General features: G+C 72.6%; 18 protein-coding genes. 6 read left to right on the top strand and 12 right to left on the bottom strand.

Annotation, left to right across the window (positions count from 1 at the left end; genetic code table 11):
- Positions 1-33 precede the first annotated feature (33 nt).
- On the top strand, positions 34-984 hold the full coding sequence (locus ACF07N_RS00150) for a DMT family transporter (protein WP_392106384.1): 951 nt from the start codon (positions 34-36) through the stop codon (positions 982-984).
- Here ACF07N_RS00150 and ACF07N_RS00145 read toward each other — a convergent pair.
- A complete protein-coding gene (locus tag ACF07N_RS00145; protein ID WP_392106382.1) occupies positions 975-2,306 on the bottom strand; it encodes an aminotransferase class I/II-fold pyridoxal phosphate-dependent enzyme in 1,332 nt (443 codons plus the stop codon). The genes ACF07N_RS00150 and ACF07N_RS00145 overlap by 10 nt on opposite strands.
- Positions 2,307-2,343: 37 nt before the next feature.
- On the opposite strand from ACF07N_RS00145, the gene ACF07N_RS00140 reads away from it, so the two are divergent.
- Complete coding sequence (locus tag ACF07N_RS00140; protein WP_392106379.1) at positions 2,344-3,030, top strand: pyridoxamine 5'-phosphate oxidase family protein; 687 nt, start codon at positions 2,344-2,346, stop codon at positions 3,028-3,030.
- A gap of 56 nt (positions 3,031-3,086) precedes the next feature.
- Here ACF07N_RS00140 and ACF07N_RS00135 read toward each other — a convergent pair whose 3' ends face one another.
- The 4 genes from ACF07N_RS00135 to ACF07N_RS00120 all read right to left on the bottom strand — a co-directional run bounded on the left by ACF07N_RS00135 (position 3,087) and on the right by ACF07N_RS00120 (position 6,668).
- Positions 3,087-4,028, bottom strand: coding sequence for a DMT family transporter (locus ACF07N_RS00135; RefSeq protein WP_392106376.1), 942 nt, complete (start codon positions 4,026-4,028; stop codon positions 3,087-3,089).
- A 231-nt stretch (positions 4,029-4,259) separates the two neighbouring features.
- Complete coding sequence (locus ACF07N_RS00130; protein ID WP_392106373.1) at positions 4,260-5,264, bottom strand: DMT family transporter; 1,005 nt, start codon at positions 5,262-5,264, stop codon at positions 4,260-4,262.
- Between the two features lie 88 nt (positions 5,265-5,352).
- Positions 5,353-5,901, bottom strand: a complete 549-nt coding sequence (locus ACF07N_RS00125; protein WP_383343540.1) for a Clp protease N-terminal domain-containing protein — start codon at positions 5,899-5,901, stop codon at positions 5,353-5,355.
- A 140-nt stretch (positions 5,902-6,041) separates the two neighbouring features.
- Complete coding sequence (locus tag ACF07N_RS00120) at positions 6,042-6,668, bottom strand: PadR family transcriptional regulator (RefSeq protein WP_383332987.1); 627 nt, start codon at positions 6,666-6,668, stop codon at positions 6,042-6,044.
- A gap of 187 nt (positions 6,669-6,855) precedes the next feature.
- On the opposite strand from ACF07N_RS00120, the gene ACF07N_RS00115 reads away from it, so the two are divergent.
- Positions 6,856-7,674 (top strand): PhzF family phenazine biosynthesis protein, encoded by an 819-nt coding sequence (locus ACF07N_RS00115; RefSeq protein ID WP_392106368.1) that lies wholly within the window; start codon positions 6,856-6,858, stop codon positions 7,672-7,674.
- A gap of 48 nt (positions 7,675-7,722) precedes the next feature.
- Here the strand turns inward: ACF07N_RS00115 and ACF07N_RS00110 are convergent, their stop codons facing one another.
- Together ACF07N_RS00110 and ACF07N_RS00105 are read right to left on the bottom strand one after the other, a co-directional pair.
- Entirely contained in the window at positions 7,723-8,523 is an 801-nt protein-coding gene (locus ACF07N_RS00110) for a CPBP family intramembrane glutamic endopeptidase (protein WP_392106365.1), read from the bottom strand.
- A 68-nt stretch (positions 8,524-8,591) separates the two neighbouring features.
- A complete protein-coding gene (locus ACF07N_RS00105) occupies positions 8,592-10,109 on the bottom strand; it encodes a glutamate-cysteine ligase family protein (protein WP_392106363.1) in 1,518 nt (505 codons plus the stop codon).
- 549 nt (positions 10,110-10,658) lie between these two features.
- On the opposite strand from ACF07N_RS00105, the gene ACF07N_RS00100 reads away from it, so the two are divergent.
- The 3 genes from ACF07N_RS00100 to ACF07N_RS00090 all read left to right on the top strand — a co-directional run bounded on the left by ACF07N_RS00100 (position 10,659) and on the right by ACF07N_RS00090 (position 13,093).
- Positions 10,659-11,243 carry a hypothetical protein gene (locus tag ACF07N_RS00100; protein ID WP_383332995.1) on the top strand — a complete coding sequence of 195 codons (585 nt, stop codon included), beginning with the start codon at positions 10,659-10,661 and terminating at the stop codon, positions 11,241-11,243.
- Positions 11,244-11,642: 399 nt separating this feature from the next.
- On the top strand, positions 11,643-11,849 hold the full coding sequence (locus ACF07N_RS00095) for a DUF5999 family protein (protein ID WP_392106360.1): 207 nt from the start codon (positions 11,643-11,645) through the stop codon (positions 11,847-11,849).
- A gap of 209 nt (positions 11,850-12,058) precedes the next feature.
- The gene (locus ACF07N_RS00090; RefSeq protein ID WP_392106357.1) at positions 12,059-13,093 is read left to right on the top strand and encodes a LacI family DNA-binding transcriptional regulator; all 1,035 of its coding nucleotides are present in this window, start codon (positions 12,059-12,061) and stop codon (positions 13,091-13,093) included.
- Positions 13,094-13,390: 297 nt separating this feature from the next.
- Here ACF07N_RS00090 and ACF07N_RS00085 read toward each other — a convergent pair whose 3' ends face one another.
- The 5 genes from ACF07N_RS00085 to gcvP all read right to left on the bottom strand — a co-directional run bounded on the left by ACF07N_RS00085 (position 13,391) and on the right by gcvP (position 20,842).
- A complete protein-coding gene (locus tag ACF07N_RS00085; RefSeq protein WP_392106354.1) occupies positions 13,391-14,455 on the bottom strand; it encodes an endo-1,4-beta-xylanase in 1,065 nt (354 codons plus the stop codon).
- A 56-nt stretch (positions 14,456-14,511) separates the two neighbouring features.
- Positions 14,512-15,276: a carbohydrate ABC transporter permease gene (locus ACF07N_RS00080; protein ID WP_383333041.1), complete on the bottom strand. Its 765-nt coding sequence runs from the start codon at positions 15,274-15,276 to the stop codon at positions 14,512-14,514.
- Between the two features lie 74 nt (positions 15,277-15,350).
- Entirely contained in the window at positions 15,351-16,349 is a 999-nt protein-coding gene (locus ACF07N_RS00075) for a carbohydrate ABC transporter permease (RefSeq protein ID WP_383333003.1), read from the bottom strand.
- Positions 16,350-16,355: 6 nt separating this feature from the next.
- Positions 16,356-17,648: an extracellular solute-binding protein gene (locus ACF07N_RS00070; RefSeq protein WP_392106351.1), complete on the bottom strand. Its 1,293-nt coding sequence runs from the start codon at positions 17,646-17,648 to the stop codon at positions 16,356-16,358.
- 308 nt (positions 17,649-17,956) lie between these two features.
- Positions 17,957-20,842, bottom strand: a complete 2,886-nt coding sequence (gcvP, locus tag ACF07N_RS00065; protein ID WP_392106348.1) for an aminomethyl-transferring glycine dehydrogenase — start codon at positions 20,840-20,842, stop codon at positions 17,957-17,959.
- Positions 20,843-20,951 lie beyond the last annotated feature (109 nt).

Here is a 20,951-nt window from a genome sequence, read left to right as displayed (position 1 = left end):
TGCTACGAGGTTCCGGGTCGCATCGTGGTGCTCATGACCACCGTCGCCACTTCGCCCGAACGGGCCCCCAGCGTCCCGCCCGCACCGTCCCGCCGCCTCGACTGGCGGCTCCGCTTCGCCGCGCTGTCCTCCATCTGGGGCTTCAGCTTCCTCCTGATCAAGGTGGGCAACCAGGGCTACGCCCCGTTCCAGGTGACGCTCGGCCGGCTGGCGTTCGGTACGGCGGTGCTGGCCGCCGCGATGGCGGTCCGGCGCGAGCGGCTGCCGCGCGGCGCCCGCACCTGGGGCCATCTCGCGGTCGCCGCGTTCCTGCTCAACGCCCTGCCGTTCTCCCTCTTCGCCTACGCGGAGCTGACGATCCCGTCGACGCTGGCGGGCATCTGCAACGCGACCTCGCCGCTGTGGGGCATGGCCCTGTCGCTCGTCGCCCTGTCGGAGGACCGGCCCACCCGGGTGCGGGTGGCGGGGCTCGGGCTCGGCTTCCTGGGCGTGCTGACCGTGCTGGGCGCCTGGCAGGGCTTCCACGGCCTGGACGCCAGGGGCACGGCGCTGGCCCTGCTGGCCTCCCTCAGCTACCCGGTCGGCTGGATCTACGTCCGCCGCACGCTGGCGGGCACGGGCCACTCGCACCTGTCGATGACCGGCGCGCAGCTGCTGCTCGCGACGGTCCAGCTGGCGGTCGTGACCCCGCTGTTCACCACCCTGCCCGGCAGCCTGTCCGTCGGGCCGCTGCTGGCGATCGCGGCGCTGGGCGCGCTGGGCACCGGTCTCGCGGTGCTGCTCCAGTACGGTCTGGTCGACGAGGTCGGCCCGACGACCGCCCAGATGGTCACCTACTTCGTCCCCGTCATCGCGACGGCCGCGGGTGTGGCGCTCCTGGGCGAGTCCCTCGCCTGGTCGACCCCGGTCGGGGCGGTGATCGTCCTGGCCGGGGCGGCCCTGACACAGGTGCGCCCGAAGCCCCGGCCGGCTGCTCAGACGTAGCCGCGTCGCGGCGCCGGGCCGAGGGCCGAGGCGATCGCGTCGGCCAGGTCCTCGGTCTCCCGCTCACCGAGCGTCGAGACGGTGACCCGGATCCCGGGCGGCGCGCTCATCCGGAAGCGGGCGCCGGGGGCGACGGCCCAGCCGGCGTGCAGCAGCCGCGCGACCACCCCGGTCTCGTCCGGTACGGGCACCCACACGTTCATGCCGCTGCGCCCGTGCGCCGCGACACCCCGCCGCGCGAGCGCGCCGATCAGGGCGTCGCGCCGCCGCCCGTAGGCGGCCGCCACCTCGCGCGGATCGACCGCGCCGTCGGCCCACAGCCGCACCAGGGCCCGCTGCGTCAGCAGGCTGACCCAGCCGGGCCCGAGCCGCTGACGGCCGCGCACCCGGTCGACGGTGACGGCGTCCCCGGTGAGCAGGGCCAGGCGCAGATCGGGCCCGCAGGCCTTCGCGGCCGAGCGGACGAACGCCCAGTGCCGGGTGGCCCCGGCCAGCGGATGCAGGGGCACGTCGACGATGCCGTGGCCGTGGTCGTCCTCGACGAGCAGGACCTCCCGATGGGTGCGCAGCAGGGGCCGCAGGGCACGCGCCCGGGCACCGCTCACCGCCGCTCCGGTCGGGTTCTGCGCCCGGCCGGTGACGATGAGGGCACGTGCCCCGGCCTCCAGCGCCCGGCGCACGTCGTCCGGGCGCGGCCCTTCGTCGTCGACGCCGACCGGGGCGGTCCGCAGCCCGAGCGCCGGCACGAGATCGAGGGTGCGGCCCCAGCCGGGATCCTCGACGGCGACGGTGTCCCCGGGCTTGAGGTGGGCCGCGAACACCCGCTCCACCCCGTCCAGCGCCCCGGAGACCACGGCGAGCGGACCGTCCGGAACGCCGTCCTCGTCGAAGGCGGCGCGGGTGATCCGCGCCAGCTCCGGATCCAGCGGCTCCGACCCGTACAGGACCGGTGCGCGGTCGCTCTCGGCGGCCGCCGCCGCGAAGGCGCCCGCGAGCGGCGGCAGCAGGGCCGGGTCCGGATTGCCGCTCGCCACGTCCCGCACCCCCTCGGGGACGTCCACCCGGATGTGGTCCCGCCCGGTCGTGGCCGGCGCGGGCCGCACCCGGCTGCCGCGCCGGCCCGCGGTCTCGATGACACCGCGTTCGCGCAGGATCCGGTACGCGGCCGCGACGGTGTTGGGATTCACCCCCAGCCGGTCCGCCAACTCCCTCATGGGGGGCAGGAGTTGACCCGGCAGCAGCTCCCCGGCGCCCACCGCCCGCTCCACGCTCGCCGAAATGTCCGCCGCACGACGCCCACTGATCGGATACTCTCCTAGCACAAAGCCCATTATGCACTAGTGCAATAAGGAGCGCGTCATGCAGGGGACCGCCAGGACGCCGTCGCAGCCCGCGACCGCCTACACGCCGACCGACCGCACCGTCCCGACACGCTCCGCCGAACGGGCGTCGTACGACAGGGAACTGGTGCACGCGATACTCGACGAGACGTACGTCTGTCACCTCGGCTTCGTCCGCGACGGGGCGCCGGTCGTGCTGCCCACGCTGTACGCCCGGGTCGGCGAGGTGCTCTACGTGCACGGCTCGACGGGCTCGCGCCCGCTGCGGGCGGCCGGCCAGGCCGACCCGGGTCTGCCGGTCTGCCTGACCGTCACCCACGTCGACGGCCTCGTCCTGGCCCGCTCCGCCTTCCACCACTCGATCAACTACCGGTCCGTGATGGTGCACGGCGTCGCCCGCGACGTGACGGACCCCGAGGAGAAGCGCCGGGCCCTGGACGCCCTGGTCGACCATGTCGTCCCGGGCCGCTCCGCCGACTCCCGGCCGGCCGACAAGAAGGAACTGGCCGCCACCGCCGTGCTCCGCCTGGAGCTCGACGAGGTCTCCGCCAAGCTCCGCACCGGCGGGGTCAACGACGAGCCGAAGGACCTCGCCCTTCCCCACTGGGCCGGGGTCGTGCCGGTGCACCGGACGTACGGAACACCGATCCCCGACCCCGGCCTGGCCGCGGACACGGCACTTCCCGGCTACCTCCCGGGCAGGTGACCCCGCAAGGGCCCGGGGAAGACGGCGCGGCCGGCGGCGACGGCCGGCGGTAGCCGTCAGGCGGGGACCGTCCGCTCCCGCGGCGTCCGCGCCTCCCCCACGGCGAGTCCCGCCACCGACCCCAGCAGCAACAGGGTCCCGGCCACCGTCGCCGGGGTCAGCCGCTCGCCGAGCAGCACGACGGCGAGACCCGCCGCGCTCACCGGTTCCAGCAGCATGATCACCGAGACGGTGGCGGAGCGCACGACGGCGGCGCCCGCGAAGTACAGGCCGTAGGCGAGGGCGGTGGGGACGGCGGCGACGTACGCCAGCAGGACCAGCAGCCGCACCGGCTCGGCGGTGTGCGGCACCAGCCCCTCGGCGAGGGCGAACGGCAGCAGGCACAGGCTGGTCACGGTGAACGCCTCGACGGTCGTCCGGGAGGCGTCGGCCGCGCCGTCGCGCCCCCACCGCCGGGTCAGCAGCGTCATCACGCTGTACCCGGCGGCGGACAGCAGCGCCAGCAGCACCCCCGAGGGGCGTACGGTCGCCCCGCCGCCGCCCAGGACCAGGACCCCGAGCCCGGCGAGGGCGCCGGCGACGGCCGCCGCCCCGCCCCGGCCCAGCCGTTCGGCCAGGGTCAGCCGCGCGCCGAGCGCGATGAACACCGGCCCGGCGCCCAGGGTGACGACGGTGGCGACGGCGAGGCCGGTGGCGGAGACCGCCGCGAAGTAGGCCGTCTGGAAGACCGCGAGCCCGAGCCCGGTGGCCCCGGCCCGCAGCGCCCTGCGCCCGAGCGGTTCCGGCACGGCGGTGGCGGCGCGCGGCCGCACCGGACGCACGGCCAGCAGCAGCACGAGACCGGCGGCGCAGCGCCAGAACGACAGGGCGACGGGCCCCAGGTCACTGGCCCGGTAGACCAGGGAGGCGGCCGCGCCCGCGGTGCCCCAGGCGGCACCGGCGACGATCAGATAGACGAGGCCTCGCCCGAGGGGCAGGCCGGTGGCAGTGTTCGACACGTGTTCTCTCCGCAGACGCGCTCGGCACGCCGCGCCCCCAAGGGGCGTCGGCGGGTGCGCGGAAGTTCGGGAAGGGCCCCGGATCGTTCGTGATCAGCGGGGTCCGCGGACTTCGTCTGCGGGCAGCACCGTTCCGCCCGGGGGCCGGAGCACCGGGCACGGATTCCGGAGGGCCCGCCTCAGGCGGCCGGAGGCGGCAGAACGAGCGCGTCGGACGGCATGATCGTCACCTTACGCACTGGTCCCGCGCCGGGACAATTCCCTTTCCGGGCCGCCGCTCGCCACCGGCCGGTCCGAGCCCTTCGCGGGTGTGGAGGACTGCGCGATGAAGGCGCCCGCCAGCACGATCGCGCCGCCGGCGAGCTGCGGCGCCGACAGGTGCTCGCCGAGCAGCACCCAGGCCAGGACCGTGGCGATGACCGCCTCCAGGCAGGCCACGACGCCGGCGACCTGCGGGGAGAGCCGGCGCACGGCGATCACTCCGGTGACGTAGGCGGCCACCGTCGCGACCAGGACGATCCAGGCCAGCAGGAACACGGCCGCGACGGGCGTGCCGTCCATGCGCGCGGTGCCCGTGAGCACGGACCAGTCCATGCCCCACGGCCGGGCGACGACGGTGAGCACGGCGGCACCGACGAGCAGGCCGTAGGCGATGACGCCGAGCGGGTCGGGCGCGTCGTCACCGGCGTCGCTGCCCTGGTCGGACAGGACGAAGTAGCCGACCTGGCAGCAAGCCGCGCCGAGGGCGAGCAGCAGGCCCAGGGCGTCGAAGCGCAGCCCCGACCACACCTCGACGACGCACGCGAGTCCGCCGACGGCGAGCACGACACCGACCGCGGCGGCACGCGTCACGGGCCGCCGCTGCACGAACCGCACCCAGCCCAGCACCAGCGCGGGCGCCAGGTACTCGATGAGCAGCGCCACGCCGACGGGGATCCGGGAGAGCGCCGCGAAGTAGCAGGCCTGGACCCCCGCGACGGCCAGCAGGCCGAAGCCGGCGAGGAGCCCGGGGCGGCGGCGCAGCAGTCCGCGGTGGCGCACGGCGAGCGGAAGCATCACCAGGGCCGCCCCGGCCACCCTCAGCCACACCACGTGCAGCGGGTCGAGGCCCGCCTCGATCAGCGGCTTGGCCGCGACACCGGATCCGCCGAAGGCGACCGCGGACAGGAGCGCGAGGCCGAGGCCCATGCCCCTGCCGCGCCCGCTCGGGCTGCTCTCAGACGTACGCACCGGCACATGATGACAGGCGATGACAGGAGCGTCACCCCCTATGGCACCTGTCTCACTGCCTGGACGGCCGGACGCCCCCGCGCCCCGGGGGCGGTCAGCGCGTGGCTTCGCCGCACTCCTCGGTGACACCGGACCAGCCGTCGAGGCGCGCGAACACCGCGCGCGGGTCGATCCCGGCCCGTTCGAGCACCTCGACGGCGCGGGCCTGCGGGTCGACGACGATCGCCGCGAGCAGGTCGGTACCGCGGGCCGGTCCGCCGCGTCCGGCGGCGCGTGCGCGGGCGTACTCCATCGAGGCGGCGGCCAGCGGGGAGAATCCCGTGCCGCCGTTCACCACGGGGACGGTCCCGGAGTCCTCGACGCCGCTCTGCCAGCGCAGGCCGTAGCCGATGCTGCGCTGCACGAGATAACCGAGGAGCCGCGCGAGCTGCGGTCCGTCGCCGACGACCGCCCGGACCCCGGGGTCGGACTCCAGCAGCGAGTGGAGCAGATGGGCCGTGTCGACCTGCCGGTCCCCGTCCCTGACCGCCCGGCGGCGGGCGCCGCCGACCACCGAGGCCAGCTCGTCACTGAGCCCGGCATCGTTGTCCGCGCGGTGGATGCCGTGCTCATGGTCCGACTGCCTGGGGATACGGGGTTGCACATCCCCTACCCCATCAGCCCCCGCGGCCCGGGGCATCCCCGGCGGGAAGCATCTTCGCGTCCCACGGGAAGTGGAGGCCGATGGCCGGAATCTCCTCCCTACGGAGGAGATCAGGCCATGGCGACGGCACGGCGAGCTCCTCAGTCCTCGTCGGCGAGGATCAGGTACAGCTTCTTGCGGGCCTCGTTGATGACGCCGAGCGCCTTGTCGCGCTGCTCCTTGCTGCCGGTCTTCCAGACCTGGCCGAAGGCCTCCATGAGGCCGAAACCGGCCTGCCGGATCTCGCCGAGGGCTTCCCAGTCGACCCCGCGGGAGGCCTCCTCCCAGGGCGCCTCGGGGCCCTCGTCGGCGGCGGCGCGGCCCGCCTCGGTGAGCGAGAACAGCTTCTTGCCGCCCTCGGACTCACTGAGGATCAGGCCTTCGTCCTCCAGCAGCTGCAAGGTCGGGTACACCGAGCCGGGGCTCGGCTTCCACGCGCCGCCGCTGCGCTCGGCGATCTCCTGGATCATCTCGTAGCCGTGCATCGGCCGGTCCTTGAGCAGGGCCAGGATCGAGGCCCGGACATCGCCGCGCCGCGCCCTCCCCCGCGGTCCGCCGCGCCCTCGGCCGCCCCAGGGGCCGGGGCCGAAGCCCGGACCACCGGGCCCTCCCCAGGCGGGGCCGCCGGGGCCGAAGGGACCGAAGGCGGCGCGCAGGCTCTCGAAGCCGCCCCGGCCGTGACGCGGGCCGCCGTGACCGTGGCCGTGCTCGAATCCATGGGTACGCATCGCAACCACTCCATTCCATCGTTGATCTGTCGCGATGCTTCAACGATATATCGGTAACGAGTGTTCGACAAGACCCGGCCGCCCGGCGCGCGCCCGCGAAGTCCGCCGCCGATCCCGGGACGGATCCGGTCCAGCACGCACGGATTGGCCTTGGCCTGCGACTTCGTCGAGCCCCTACCGTCAGGGCATGCGGATCCGAATCGTCGACGCCTTCACCGATCGCCCCTTCTCCGGCAACCCGGCCGGTGTCCTGCTCCTGGACGGCGCGGACGCCTTCCCGGACGACACCTGGCTGCAGAACGTCGCCCTGGAGGTCAACCACGCCGAGACGGCCTTCGCCCACCCTCTCCCGCCGGGCGGCGAGGCCGACTGGGCGCTGCGCTGGTTCACTCCGGCCACCGAGGTCGCGATGTGCGGCCACGCGACCCTGGCCACCGCCCACGTCCTGCGGACCACCGGCGCTCACGCGGGTCCGGTGCGCTTCGCCACCCGCAGCGGTGTCCTCGTCGCCACGCCGGCCGGCGACGGCTCCCTCACCCTGGACTTCCCGACGGCCCCGCTCACCCCGGCCGACCCTCCCGCCGGTCTAGCCGAGGCGCTCGGCGCCGAGCCGCTCACGGTCCTCGACACCGGCCCCGATGTGGGTGACCTGCTGGTGGAGGTCGCCGACGAGAAGACGGTGCGCGCCCTGCGCCCCGACCTCAGGGCCCTCGCCGACCACTCCGCACGCGGTGTGATCGCCACCGCCCGCGCGCAGGACCCGGAGCAGGACTACGACTTCGTCTCGCGCTGCTTCTTCCCGAACGTCGGCATCGACGAGGACCCGGTGACCGGCAGCGCCCACACCGCGCTCGCCCCGTTCTGGTCCGCGCGCCTCGGCCGCCCCGCCCTCACCGGTCTCCAGGCGTCCTCCCGCCCGGGCCGCGTCCGCACGGAGCTGCGCGGCGACCGCACCCTGCTGACCGGCAGGGCGGTCACCGTCATCGACGGCGACCTGCTGGCCTGAGACGCAGACAGGGGCGTACGGCGGTGCCGTACGCCCCTGCCCGGTGCCTCACGCCGTGGGCAGCCATCCCACCTTGCCCGCCAGCAGCCCGTAGCCCACGAACGCCCCGATGTCGAGCAGCGAGTGGGCGACCACGAGCGGGCCGACGCGGCCCCAGCGGCGGTAGAGATGGACGAAGACGACGCCCATCACGAGGTTCCCGACGAACCCCCCGATGCCCTGGTAGAGGTGGTAGGAGCCGCGCAGGACGGAACTGCCCATCAGCGCGGCCGTCGGCGTCCAGCCCAGCTGGCCCAGGCGGCGCAGCAGGTAGCCGACGACGATGACCTCCTCCACGACGGCGTTCTGGATCGCGGAGAGGATCAGCACCGGGTACTTCCACCACACGTCGGGCAGCGCCTCGGGCACCACGGTGAGGTTGAAGCCGAGCCCGCGGGCCGCCAGGTAGAAGGCGATGCCCGTGCTGCCGATGACCGCCGCGATCGCCGCCCCGCGGCCGAGGTCGGGCCAGGGCCGGGTGCGGTCGAAGCCGATCGTGCGCAGACTCGCCCGCTCGCGCAGCAGGAAGTGCGCCACGAGCGCCACGGGCACGAGGGCGGTGGTGATCCCGAAGAGCTGCCAGGCCAGGTCGAGCCAGGGCCGGCCGGGAGCGGCGGAGGCGTTCATCGTCGCCGCCTGGTCCTTCAGCCCGCCCGGCCTGGTCACCGACCCGACGAAGCTGATCAGCGCGGAGACCCCGCTCGCCCCCAGGGACAGGGCCAGGACGAGCAGCGTCTCGTTGCGCAGCATCCGCCGCGAGAGCCCCTGCTCGGGGATGGGACCGCCCACCGGGCTCGCCTCCGCGTGCACACCTGCCTCCACTTCACCGATCTGTCGGATCAGTATGGCGGCAGCGGGCGGTCGCCCGGCGGGCGCGGTCAGCCCAGCGACACCGGCTCGGGCAGCCCCACCGGCCAGGTGTGTACCGGGTCTCCCTTGTGCATCAGCTCGCGGTAGCGCCGGGTGGTGGCGGCCAGCGCCTCCTCCCGGGCGAGGCCCGCGTCGAGGGCCTGGTGGAAGGTCGCGGACTGCCAGGTCGCCCCGTTCGTCCGGCGGCGGCAGCGCTCCTCGATCACGCCCAGGTACAGGTCCCGGTCGGCCGGCTCGACGCCCCAGGCGTCCAGCCCGGCCTCGGCGAGGGGCAGCAGTTCGTCCCGCACCAGGCTCACGGCGTCGACCTCGGTGGTGCCGCCGTGCCGGCCGCGCCGCGGCCAGGTGAAGCGGGCCTCGATGCCGTCCTTGCACGCGGCGTCGAAGTTGGCGGCGGCCGCCTCGAAGGGCAGCCGGGTCCACACCGGCCGGGCCTCCTCGGCGAGGGCGCGGACGACGCCGTAGTAGAAGGCGGCGTTGGCGACGATGTCGACGACCGTGGGGCCGGCGGGCAGCACGCGGTTCTCCACGCGCAGGTGCGGGACGCCGTCGGCGACGCCGTAGACCGGGCGGTTCCAGCGGTAGATGGTGCCGTTGTGCAGGACGAGTTCGGCCAGGGACGGGGTGCCGCCCCGGCCGATCACCTCCAGCGGGTCCTCGTCGTCGCAGATCGGCAGCAGTGCCGGGTAGTAGCGCAGGTTCTCCTCGAACAGGTCGTACGCCGACTCCACCCAGCGCTCCCCGAACCAGGTGCGCGGGCGGACGCCCTGGGCCTGCAGCTCGGGCGGCCGGGTGTCGGTCGACTGCTGGAACAGCGGGGGCCGCGACTCGCGCCACAGCTCGCGGCCGAAGAGGAACGGCGAGTTGGCGCCGACGGCGATCTGCGCGGCGGCGACCGCCTGGGCGGCGTTCCACACGTCGGCGAACCGGCCCGGGGTGACCTGCAGATGCAGCTGCACCGAGGTGCAGGCGGCCTCCGGCGCGATCGACTTCGAGGTGCAGGTGAGGTGCTCGACGCCGTCGATGTCGAGGGTGAACTCCTCACCGCGGGCGGCCACGATCTGGTCGTTGAGGAGGGTGTAGCGGTCGACGTCGGAGAGGTTCGACGACACGAGGTCGTCCCGGTCGAGCGTCGGCAGGATGCCGATCATCACGATTCCGGCGTCGACCTCCGCGGCTTTCCGGTCGGCATATGCCAGCGACGTACGGAGTTCCTCCGCCAGCCGGTCGAATACCCGGTCTCCCAGACGATGGGGAGGGATGTTCACTTCGAGGTTGAACATGGCGAGCTCTGTTTGGAAATCGCGGCTCGCGATCCGTTCGAGGACTTGCCCGTTCAACATTTTCGGCATGCCGTCGGCGCCCGCCAGATTCAATTCGATCTCGAGCCCCATGAGGTTCTTCGGACGATCGAACCGCTTCTCCGCCAGGAGTCGCTCCAGGCCCGTCAGACACTGACGGAGCTTGTCGCGGTAGCGCTGGCGATCGGACAGGTCGAACCGCCCTGCCACGACCTTCTCCCCCATGGAAGCTTCCTCCTCGGATGGTGCGGGCCGGGATCCATGCCGCCGGGCTCCCGGTCAGGTGGAGGATGCCCAGCGAATGCGATCGATAACGTCCCGGACGGCCGTGACGACCGCTACGCTGGTCCTCTGTGACCGGTGGCACATTCACCCGGCATGACGCGCGGCAGCACTATCGGGTACGGCGAACTCGTGAAAAACGCCGACGAGAACGGGCCGACCGGTTCGCGCGCATTCCCCGAGGTCATCGCCGCACACCACCGCCTGGAACCGGGATAATATTCGCGTATCGCCGACCGAATGTACCCTTGTTCTACTCACCGGAAACGGCTAGGCGAAACACAGTCTGAACCCGTGTCGTATAAACTCCGCGAACAAGGCAGAAGGTTGGCGCCCGCGGTCGACGGGTCCTGCCGTCGAGGCGACGTTCGGCGGACTCCACCCCCCTCTCTTTCACGACCCCGGCCCCTGCCTCTCTGACCCTCGTGAGCTGACAGCGCCGTCCGCCCCCGCCCTCGCGCCACCGTGCCTTTGAATGTGAGGCGACCCACCATGCCGCTGCATGTCCCTCCGGCTCCCGCGCCCGCACTCCGTTCCGTCCTGACTGCGCTCTCCTCTCCCACCGCGGTCCGTGAAGCCCGAACTCCCGCCCTCCTGCGCAGCCAGGGGCCCGCCACACCCGAGCTCCCCCTGCCCGTCCACGTCCTCGACCGGGTCACCGCCGAGGGCGTGTCCGCCACCCGGCTGGCCGGGTGGCGCTTCCTGATCCGTTGCGGCGACCGGTCCCTGGCCGCCGCGGAGACCATGCTGACCCCCGACGGCTGGGCCTTCTCGCACTTCTTCGAGGGCCCGTACATCGCCTCCACCGAGCGCGCCCTGCGCCAGGCCGAGACCATGCCGCAGGCCTACCAGCCCCGCCTGCTGTCGGTACCCAGCCTGTACATGCTGACGCTCTGGCTGCACGAGGACAGCACCGCCGACGGTGCCGCCGGCCACCCCGCCGCCACCGACCTGCTCGTCCCGCTGGCCCCCGCGCCTCCCGGCATCGCGGCCCACCGCCCGCACCGCGTCGCCGAACTCCTCCCGGTGCTGACCCACCGGGCGACACCCACCCGGCTGCTCGGCTCACCCGCCTGAGGCACCCCGCCGGAACCACCTCACCGACCCCGTCGCCGGCCATCGGCGGCGGGGTCGGCGCGTCACCGCCACCTGTCCGCTCCTCCGAGCGCGGTGCAGCTCCTACGAGCCGGTGGCGCGACCGCCCCGACCGGACTAGCCCCATCCGACCACGGCGAACCACCCGAAGTGACAGTCCAGTTGGGCTGAACCGTCCGCGCGGGTGATGCGTCATGAACCTGTGAGAAGCGGTGCGGCGAAATCCCTGCGGATCGACGCCCGTGGGGCAACACTGGGTTCCGACGACTTATCACAACGGGGGCGGCCATGAACGACACGTCCAGCCGCGCGACAGACACCACGACCGACTCATCGAACTCCCTCTCCTCGTCCACCATGACAGAGCGAAAGATCCCACCCATGTGCCAGCACCAGACACCGTGCCCGTCCGCCGAATCCGCCGACCGGGAATCCGCCCGCCTCGTGGCGCACCACCCGGAGCAGGGCTGGAGCCTGCTGTGCAACGGCGTGCTGCTCTTCGAGGACACCGGTGAGCTCCTGCCGGACGGCAGGATCATCGCCCCGCACCGCCCGTCGGCGGGCAGCCAGGTGGTGACGGCGGCCTGAGGGCAGCCGGGGCGGGACGAGCCCGCCCGTGGACATGAGGGGCCGGCCGCAGGAGACGCTGCGCACCGGCCCCGACGCGTGTCCGGGGCCGGTCACCCTCGGTCATCGGCGGTGACACCCCTGTCCCAGGCCGGGTGGCTTCCCACGACCGCCCACTGTCCGGAAGACTCCTGGCAGTTCGCGCGGTCACGTCGACGGAGGTGGGGGCAGTGCCGGCACGCGAGGCGGACGCCGGGGGCAGAGTCACGATCACGGAGATCGCCCGGCGGGCGGGCGTGTCCGTGCCGACCGTGTCCCGGGTCGTCAACGGCCGCTCCGACGTCTCACCGCAGACCCGGGCCCGCGTCGAGGACCTGCTGCGCCGCCACGGCTACCGCAAGCGCCCGGCGGCCCCGGGCGTCCGGGCCGGCCTGATCGACCTGGTCTTCAACACCCTCGACAGCCCCTGGGCCGTGGAGATCATCCGCGGGGTGGAGGAGGTCGCGCACGCGGCCGGGGTGGGCACGGTGGTCTCCGCCCTCCACGGACGGTCGGGGGACGCCCGCGAGTGGATGCGCAACCTGCGGGCGCGGGCCTCCGACGGCGTCGTCCTCGTCACCTCGGCCCTGGAACCCACGCTCCACGAGGAACTGCGGATCCTCGGCGTGCCGCTGGTCGTCGTCGACCCGGCGGGCTCCCCGGCCCTGGACGTGCCCACCATCGGCGCGGCGAACTGGTCCGGAGGCCTGGCGGCCACCGAGCATCTGCTGTCCCTCGGGCACCGCCGGATCGGGCTGATCGCCGGCCCGCCGCGACTGCTGTGCTCCCGGGCCCGGCTGGACGGCTACCGCGCGGCACTGGAGGGCGCCGGCGTGCCGCCCGACAGCTCCCTCGTCGCCCCCGGCGACTTCCGCCCCGAGTCCGGCTTCGCCGCCTGCAACCTCCTGCTCGACCTGCCCGAGCCGCCGACCGCGGTGTTCGCGGCAGGCGACCGGATGGCCCTGGGCGCCTTCGAGGCGCTGCGCCGGCGAGGGCTGCGGGTGCCGCAGGACATGAGCGTGGTCGGTTTCGACGACCTCCCGGAGGTCCGCTGGTCGTCCCCGCCCCTGACGACGATCCACCAGCCCCTCACCGACATGGGCAAACTGGCCGCCCGCACGGTGCTGCGCCTCACCCACGACGAACACCCGGACCCGCCCCGGGTGGAGCTGGGCACGCACCTGGTCATCAGATCCAGCACGGCCCCACCGGCGGCACGGCGCTGACCGGCCCGGCCGGACCGGGCCGTCGGTTCACCGCACCGCATCGCATCGCATCGCACCGCATCGCATCGCACCGCCCCGGAACGACGCCACACGGAGCACGACCGGGCCGGGTGCGCCCGCCCCCCTCCCGGCGGACTCACCCCAGCCCGGTCACGCCCCCGGCCGTCCCCCGTCACGTCCCGGCCGTGCTCCGGTGATCACGCCGCCGCCCCGGCGGGCGCGACCGTCCGTTCGTACGGCACGGACCGGCGACCGCGTACCCGAGGGGCACCCGGCTGCCGGACCCGCGTGGCCCGGCTACCTCCCCCCGAGCGCCTCCCGCAGCGCGAAGTACGCCGGCTTCGGGCGCAGCTCCTCGTCCCACGGCAGGGCCGCGCCCTCACCCGGGAAGAACGCCGGGATCCACGAGTACTTGTCCGTGTAGTCCCAGAGGGTGATTCCGACGCACCGGCGTACCGCGAGGCACGCCTCGGTCAGGTCCCGGTACCACTCGGCCTGCTCCGCCAGCTTCTCCTCGGTCGCCGGCAGCTGCATCCGCACGTCGACCTCGGTGAGCGTGGTGTCGAGGCCGAGCCGGGAGAAGCGGCGCAGGTTGTCCTCCAGGGTCGTGGGATAGCCGTACTGGAGGGCCAGATGGGCCTGGAAGCCGATGCCGTGCAGCGGGACGCGCTGTGCCTTCAGCTCCTTGGCCAGCCGGTAGTAGGCGTCGCTCTTGGGGCCTATCCCCTCGATGTTGTAGTCGTTGAGGTACAGCTTCACGCGGGGATCGGCCTCGTGCGCCCAGCGCAGGGCGTCGGCGATGTAGCCGGGGCCGAGGGTCTTGTAGAACACCGACTCGCGGTAGGTCCCGTCCTCGTTGAACGCCTCGTTCACGACGTCCCAGGCGAAGACCTTGCCCCGGTAGTGCCGTACCTCCGTCTGGATGTGCTTCTTCAGCACGGCCCTCAGCTCCGGGGCCGTCCACTCCCGCTCGGTGAGCCAGCCGGGCAGCTGGCTGTGCCAGACCAGGGTGTGGCCGCGCACCTTCTGCCGGTTGGCACGCGCGAGGTTCACGATCTCGTCGCCCTGGGAGAAGTCGAACACGCCCTGCTGGGGCTCGGTCGCGTACCACTTCATGCCGTTGCCGGGGGTGATCTGGTCGAACTCGCTGCCGAGCAGGGCCGTGTACGGCTGGTCGGTCAGCTCGGGGTTGTCGGTGGCGCTGCCGAAGTACCGGCCGTGCCGCTGGGCCAGTTCGGCCAGGGTGGGCTGCCGGTCACCGGCCTGCCGGTCGTCGGCCCGGGCGGGCGAGCCGGCCGCGAGCCCGGCCGCGACCAGGAACGCGGCGGCGGCACCGGCGAGTCTGAGACGGTTCTTGCGCATGTGGTGCGACTCCTCACGACGGTTGGGTGGGCAGAGCCGTACGTCCGCGGCGCTGGTCAGCCCTTCGTGGCGCCGGCGGTGAGGCCGCCGACGAGCTGGCGCTCGGCGACCGAGTAGAAGGCGAGGGCCGGGACCATGGCCAGGACCAGGTAGGCGAAGACCTTGGCGTAGTCCGCCGAGTACTGCCCCTGGAACTGCTGGACGCCGATCGGCAGCGTCCACCACGTCGCGTCGGTGAACACCAGCAGCGGCAGGAAGAAGTTGTTCCAGCTGGTGACGACGGCGAGCACCGAGACGGTGCCGAGAGCGGGCCGCGCCATGGGCAGCAGCACCCGCCAGAAGAAGCCGAGGGGACTGCACCCGTCGAGCGTGGCCGCCTCCTCCAGCTCGCCGGGGATCTGCCGGAAGAAGCCGCGCAGGATGATGATGGTCATCGGCAGTCCGAAGGCCGCCTGCGGCAGGATCACCCCGAGCGGGTTGTCCAGCAGTCCCAGGGACCGCAGCAGCAGGAACAACGGCAGCGCGGCGACCGCGAACGGGAACATCAGCCCCATGGTGAACAGCGTGAACAGCAGCTCCCGGCCGCGGAAGGCGAACCGCGCGAAGGAGAAGGCCGACAGCGCCGAGACGGCGACCACGAGGACGGTCGTCCCGACGGCGATCAGCGTGCTGTTGCCGATCAGCCGCCAGAAGTCGCCCGAGGCGAGGATGCCCGTGTAGTTGGACGTCACCCACGACTCGGGCAGCCCGACCGGGTTGCGGGACAGTTCGTCCGTCGACTTGAACCCGGACAGCGCGGCGTAGAGCAGGGGCACGGCCATGACCGCGCCGACGACGACCAGGACGAGGTGCAGGCTCCACAGCTTCCCGCCCCCGCGGGACTTGCGACTCACCGTCACTTTCCGTCACCCCGCATGGTGGTGGTGGCTCCTTCGAGGTCGCGCCGCAGCACGAACCGCTGGTAGGCGAGGGCGAAGACGAGGCTGATGGCGAACATGACGACGCTGATCGCGCTGGCGTAGCCGACCTGGTAGCGCTTGAAGCCGTACTGGAACATGGTCACGGCCATCGTCTCGGAGTGGTGGTCGGGGCCGCCCGCGGTGGTGACCCACACCAGGTCGAAGAGCTGGATCGACCCGATGACCGACAGGAAGACGCTGATGCGCAGGGTGGGTGCCAGCAACGGCAGGGTGACGTTGCGGAACCGCTGCCAGGGACCCGCCCCGTCGATCAGCGCCGCCTCGGTGAGCTCCTTGGGCACGGCCTGGAGCCCGGCCAGGTAGAGCATCATGTGGAAGCCGAAGTACTTCCACATCATGACCAGGAACAGGGTCGCCATGACCGTGGACGGATCGGCGAACCACTCCCCGCCCACACCCTCCAGCCCGATCCGCCCGAGGACCTGGTCGGCGAAGCCGTCGTCCGGGGCGAAGATCATGCCGAACAGGATCCCGGTGATCGCCTCGGACAGGACGTAGGGGGCGAAGAACAGCATCCGGTAGACCGCCCGGCCGCGCATGCGCTGGTTGAGCAGCACGGCCATGGCGAGCGCGAACGGCAGCTGCAGGGCCAGCGACAGCACCACCAGCACCAGGCAGCGCCACAGGTCGCCGAGGAACACGTCGTCCTCGAACAGCCGGGTGAAGTTCTCGCCGCCGACGTAGTCGGAGGGCATGCCGAAGCCGCCCCACCGGAAGAAGGCGGCGTACAGGGCGAACAGCATCGGCAGCAGCACGAGCCCGATGAACAGCACCAGGGCGGGCAGCTGGAAGCCGGTGGCGGTCAGCCAGTTCAGGGCGCGTCGCCGGGACCGGCCCCGGGCGCGGTCGGCGGCCGGGGGCGGCGGACCGGTGTCGGAGCCGGTCCGCTCGTCCGGCAGGAACGTGGACGTCATCGCCGGCTACTGCTCTTCCTTCGCGGTCTTCGTGACCGACTGCGCGACCTGCCCGGGCGACTTGGAGCCCGATATGAGCGCGGCGACGCTGTCGTTGACCTCCTGGCCGACGGCCGGCGCGTACGCCTGGTCGAGGTAGAGCTGGAAGCCGGTCGCCTTCTTCAGCTCGGCCTGCACGGCCTTGATGTTGGGGTCGGCGATGGCGCTCTCGGCCGCCGGGACCACGGGCAGGACCCCGGTCTTCTTCACCAGCTCCCGGTCGGTGGCCTCGGACGCGAAGAACTTCAGGAAGTCGACGGCCGCCTGAGGGGCGCCCCGGCGCAGCGCGTGCCCGCCGCCCCCGCCGAACACCTCGGTGATGGCGCCCCGGCCGCCCTCGATCGCGGGGAACGGGAAGAAGCCGAGGTCCTTGCCGAGGCCCTTGCCGGCGTCGGCCTGGACCACGGGCGCCCACTGGCCCATGAGCTCCATGGCCGCCTTGCCGTTGCCGACGCTGGCGGCCTGGCCGGTGGGGCTGGAGTAGGCGGCCCCGAGGAAGCCCTTCTGGAACGGCTGGAGGCCGACGAGCTCCTGCAGGTGCTCGCCCGCCTCGACGAAGGGCTCGCCGGTGAAGTCCTTGTCCTCGTAGGCCTTCTGCAGCGCTTCGGCACCTGCGGTGCGCATCGCCAGGTAGGCCCAGTAGTACATGCCGGGCCACTTCTCCTTGCCGGCCAGGGCGAGGGGGGTGATCCGGGCAGCCTTGAGCTTGCGCACGGCGTCCAGGAAGCCGCTCCAGGTCGTCGGGGGCTCGCCGATGCCGGCCTTCTCGAAGTGCGCCTTGTTGTACCAGAAGCCGATCATGCCGATGTCGAAGGGAATGCCGTACGCCTTGTCGTCGATCAGGTACGGCTCCCGGGCGACCGGCAGGAGGGCGTCTCCCCAGGGCTTGGTGCGGTCGGTGAGGTCCTCGACGAGCCCGGCGTCGACCTGCTGCCGCAGGACCCCGCCGCCCCACGTGTGGAAGATGTCAGGCAGCTTCCCGGAGGAGGTCAGGGCTGTCATCTTCGACTTGTAGGCGTCGTTCTCCAACTGAACGATCTTGACTTTGACCTTGGGGTTCTGTGCCTCGAACTTGCGGGCCAGGGCGGCCCAGACGCTCTTGGTGGGTTCGGTGGTGGAGATGTTCCACCATTCGATCGTGGTCGTCCCGGACGACCCCCCGTCCGAGTCCCCGCCGCATGCGGTCAGTGCCGTCGTCCCCAGGCCGGCCGCGGCGGAGGCCGCCAGGAAGCTGCGGCGGGACAGTGCCGGGTCGCCCATCATGCGCTCCTCGAAAGTTTCGAATGAGATCCAGAAAGCTGCGTTGATGCCGCACCCTAGAGACAGCGGGTAAACGGTGGCAACCCCTTGTACACGGTGAATCTTTTCCTGACCCGGGGTGGACAGGACTAGACCGAAACATTCGGGAGGTGAGGCGAACTTTACGGAGCCGTGGATCACCTTGCGGACCCACGACCGGCAGCCCGGACGACCGATACCGTCCCGGGTCTCTCACCAGGCGTTTCCTTCCCGGCCATGCGAAAGGGGCCCCGCAAAGCGGAGCCCCTTCGGTCGGCCGGACCGCCGGATCAGTCTTCGTAGGCGTCCAGCGGCGGGCAGGAACAGACCAGGTTCCGGTCACCGAAGGCCTGGTCGATACGGCGCACCGGCGGCCAGTACTTGTCGGCGACCGAGACCCCGCCCGGGAAGACCGCCTCCTCGCGGCTGTAGGCGTGCTCCCACTCCCCGGCGAGCGCGCCGGCGGTGTGCGGCGCGCTGCGCAGCGGGTTGTCCTCGGCGGGCCACTCACCGGACCCGACCTTCTCGATCTCCGCCCGGATGGCGATCATCGCGTCGCAGAACCGGTCCAGTTCGGCCAGGTCCTCCGACTCGGTTGGCTCGATCATCAGCGTCCCGGCCACCGGGAACGACATCGTCGGCGCGTGGAAGCCGTAGTCGATGAGCCGCTTGGCGACGTCGTCGACGCTCACGCCGGTCGCCTTGGTCAGCGGCCGCAGGTCGATGATGCACTCGTGCGCGACGAGCCCGCCGGGGCCCGTGTAGAGCACCGGGTAGTGCGGCTCCAGCCGCTTGGCCACGTAGTTGGCGCTGAGCACCGCCACCTGCGTGGCCCGCTTCAGCCCCTCGCCGCCCATGAGCCGGACGTACGCCCACGAGATGGGCAGGATGCCGGCCGAGCCCCAGGGCGCCGCCGAGATGGGCCCGACGCCCGTCTCCGGGCCGGCCTCGGGCTGCAGCGGGTGGTTGGGCAGGTAGGGCGCGAGGTGCTCGCGCACGGCCACCGGGCCGACGCCGGGACCGCCGCCGCCGTGCGGGATGCAGAAGGTCTTGTGCAGGTTCAGGTGCGAGACGTCGCCGCCGAAGTGACCCGGCTTGGCGAGCCCGACCAGCGCGTTGAGGTTGGCGCCGTCGACGTAGACCTGTCCGCCGGCCTCGTGCACCTGGGCGCAGATGTCGGCGACGTGCTCCTCGAACACGCCGTGCGTGGACGGGTAGGTGATCATCAGCACGGCCAGCTCGTCGCGGTGCTGCTCGATCTTGGCGCGCAGGTCCTCGACGTCGATCTCGCCGTCCTCGGCGGTCTTCACGACGACGACCTTCATGCCCGCCATCACCGCGCTCGCGGCGTTGGTGCCGTGCGCGGACGACGGGATCAGGCACACGGTCCGCTGCTCGTCGCCGTTGGCCCGGTGGTACCCGCGCACCGCGAGCAGACCGGCCAGCTCGCCCTGGGACCCGGCGTTCGGCTGGAGGGAGACCTTGTCGTACCCGGTGACCTCGGCGAGGCGGTCCTCCAGCTCGTGGATGAGCGTGAGGTAGCCCTGGGCCTGCTCGGCGGGCGCGAAGGGGTGCAGCTGCCCGAACTCGGGCCAGGTCACCGGCTCCATCTCGGTGGTCGCGTTGAGCTTCATGGTGCAGGAGCCCAGCGGGATCATGCCGCGGTCGAGCGCGTAGTCCCGGTCGGCCAGCCGGCGCAGGTAGCGCAGCATGGCCGTCTCGGAACGGTGCTGGTGGAAGACCGGGTGCGTCAGGTAGTCGTCGGTGCGCAGCAGCGCGTCCGGAAGCCCGTCCTCCGTGGCGGCGTCCAGGGCCTCGATGACGCCCTCGACACCGAAGGCGGCCCATACGGCCCGCACCTGGGCCCGGGTGGTGGTCTCGTCGCAGGCGATCGAGACGTGGTCGGCGTCGACGAGACGCAGGTTGACGCCGTTGTCCCGGGCGGCGGCCACGACCTCGGCGGCCCGGCCCGCGACACGCGCGGTCACGGTGTCGAAGAACGAGCCGTGCACGACCTCGACGCCGCCGTTCGCGAGCCCCGCGGCGAGGACGGTGGCGTACCGGTGGGTGCGCCGCGCGATGCCCTGCAGGCCGTCCGGACCGTGGTAGACGGCGTACATGCCGGCCATCACGGCGAGCAGCACCTGCGCGGTGCAGATGTTGCTGGTCGCCTTCTCGCGGCGGATGTGCTGCTCACGCGTCTGCAGCGCCAGCCGGTAGGCCTTGTTCCCGTCGGCGTCCACGGAAACGCCGACGAGCCGCCCGGGCAGGCTGCGCGCCATCTTCTCCTTGACCGCCATGTAGCCGGCGTGCGGTCCGCCGAAGCCCATCGGCACGCCGAAGCGCTGGGTCGTGCCGACCGCGATGTCAGCGCCGAGCTCGCCGGGCGACTTCAGCAGCGTCAGCGCGAGCAGGTCGGCGGCGACGGTGACGACCGCGCCGAGTTCGTGGGCCCGGTCGATGACCGGCTTGATGTCCCGCACGGCACCGGAGGCGCCCGGGTACTGGATCAGCACGCCGTTGATCTCGCGCTCGGCGACGTCGGCCGGGATGCCGCCGGAGAGGTCGGCGACGACGACCTCGACGCCGGTCGGCTCCGCCCGGGTCTGGATCACGGCGATGGTCTGCGGCAGCGCGTCCGCGTCGACCAGGAACAGGCCCTTCTTGTTCTTGCCCATCCGCCGCGACAGCGCCATGGCCTCGGCGGCCGCGGTGCCCTCGTCGAGCAGGGAGGCCCCGGAGGTCGGCAGCCCGGTGAGGTCGGCGACCATGGTCTGGAAGTTCAGCAGCGCCTCCAGCCGCCCCTGCGAGATCTCCGGCTGGTACGGCGTGTAGGCGGTGTACCAGGCCGGGTTCTCCATGACGTTGCGCAGGATGACCGGCGGGGTGAACGTGCCGTAGTAGCCGAGCCCGATCATGGAGCCGAGGACCTGGTTGCGGTCGGCGAGCGAGCGCAGCTCGGCGAGCACCTCGGCCTCGCTGCGCGCACCGGGCAGGTCGAGGGCCTCGGCGCTCTTGATGACGGCCGGGACCGCGGCGGCGGTGAGCTCGTCCAGCGAGCCGTAGCCGACCTGCGCGAGCATCTTGGCCCGGGCCTCGTGGTCGGGACCGATGTGGCGCTGCTCGAAGGGCACTGCCTCTTCGAGTGCGGAGAGCGGAATGCGATGGGCGGTCATGGGCGGAGGCCTCCTGGTCTGACACGACCTTCGAGGGGCACCACGGCGCGGGTACCCGGACGGCCTCCCCCTCTGTCATCTCAACCTGAGAGCTTCACCGGATCGCCCG

Origin of the sequence: Streptomyces sp. NPDC015242 (assembly GCF_043079125.1) — a bacterium.
Classification (GTDB): domain Bacteria; phylum Actinomycetota; class Actinomycetes; order Streptomycetales; family Streptomycetaceae; genus Streptomyces.
Note: the sequence above shows the minus strand (reverse complement) of the source record. Positions and strands in the feature narration are given on the sequence as shown.

Bases quoted from the DNA above. Each gene is read 5' to 3' on its own strand.
- ACF07N_RS00150 (WP_392106384.1), top strand. From the start codon at position 34: ATGACCACCGTCGCCACTTCGCCCGAACGGGCCCCCAGCGTCCCGCCC.
- ACF07N_RS00140 (WP_392106379.1), top strand. From the start codon at position 2,344: ATGCAGGGGACCGCCAGGACGCCGTCGCAGCCCGCGACCGCCTACACG.
- ACF07N_RS00120 (WP_383332987.1), bottom strand. From the start codon at position 6,668: ATGCGTACCCATGGATTCGAGCACGGCCACGGTCACGGCGGCCCGCGT.
- ACF07N_RS00115 (WP_392106368.1), top strand. From the start codon at position 6,856: ATGCGGATCCGAATCGTCGACGCCTTCACCGATCGCCCCTTCTCCGGC.
- ACF07N_RS00105 (WP_392106363.1), bottom strand. From the start codon at position 10,109: ATGGGGGAGAAGGTCGTGGCAGGGCGGTTCGACCTGTCCGATCGCCAG.
- ACF07N_RS00100 (WP_383332995.1), top strand. From the start codon at position 10,659: ATGCCGCTGCATGTCCCTCCGGCTCCCGCGCCCGCACTCCGTTCCGTC.
- ACF07N_RS00095 (WP_392106360.1), top strand. From the start codon at position 11,643: ATGTGCCAGCACCAGACACCGTGCCCGTCCGCCGAATCCGCCGACCGG.
- ACF07N_RS00085 (WP_392106354.1), bottom strand. From the start codon at position 14,455: ATGCGCAAGAACCGTCTCAGACTCGCCGGTGCCGCCGCCGCGTTCCTG.
- ACF07N_RS00080 (WP_383333041.1), bottom strand. From the start codon at position 15,276: ATGGCCGTGCCCCTGCTCTACGCCGCGCTGTCCGGGTTCAAGTCGACG.
- ACF07N_RS00075 (WP_383333003.1), bottom strand. From the start codon at position 16,349: ATGACGTCCACGTTCCTGCCGGACGAGCGGACCGGCTCCGACACCGGT.
- ACF07N_RS00070 (WP_392106351.1), bottom strand. From the start codon at position 17,648: ATGGGCGACCCGGCACTGTCCCGCCGCAGCTTCCTGGCGGCCTCCGCC.
- gcvP (WP_392106348.1), bottom strand. From the start codon at position 20,842: ATGACCGCCCATCGCATTCCGCTCTCCGCACTCGAAGAGGCAGTGCCC.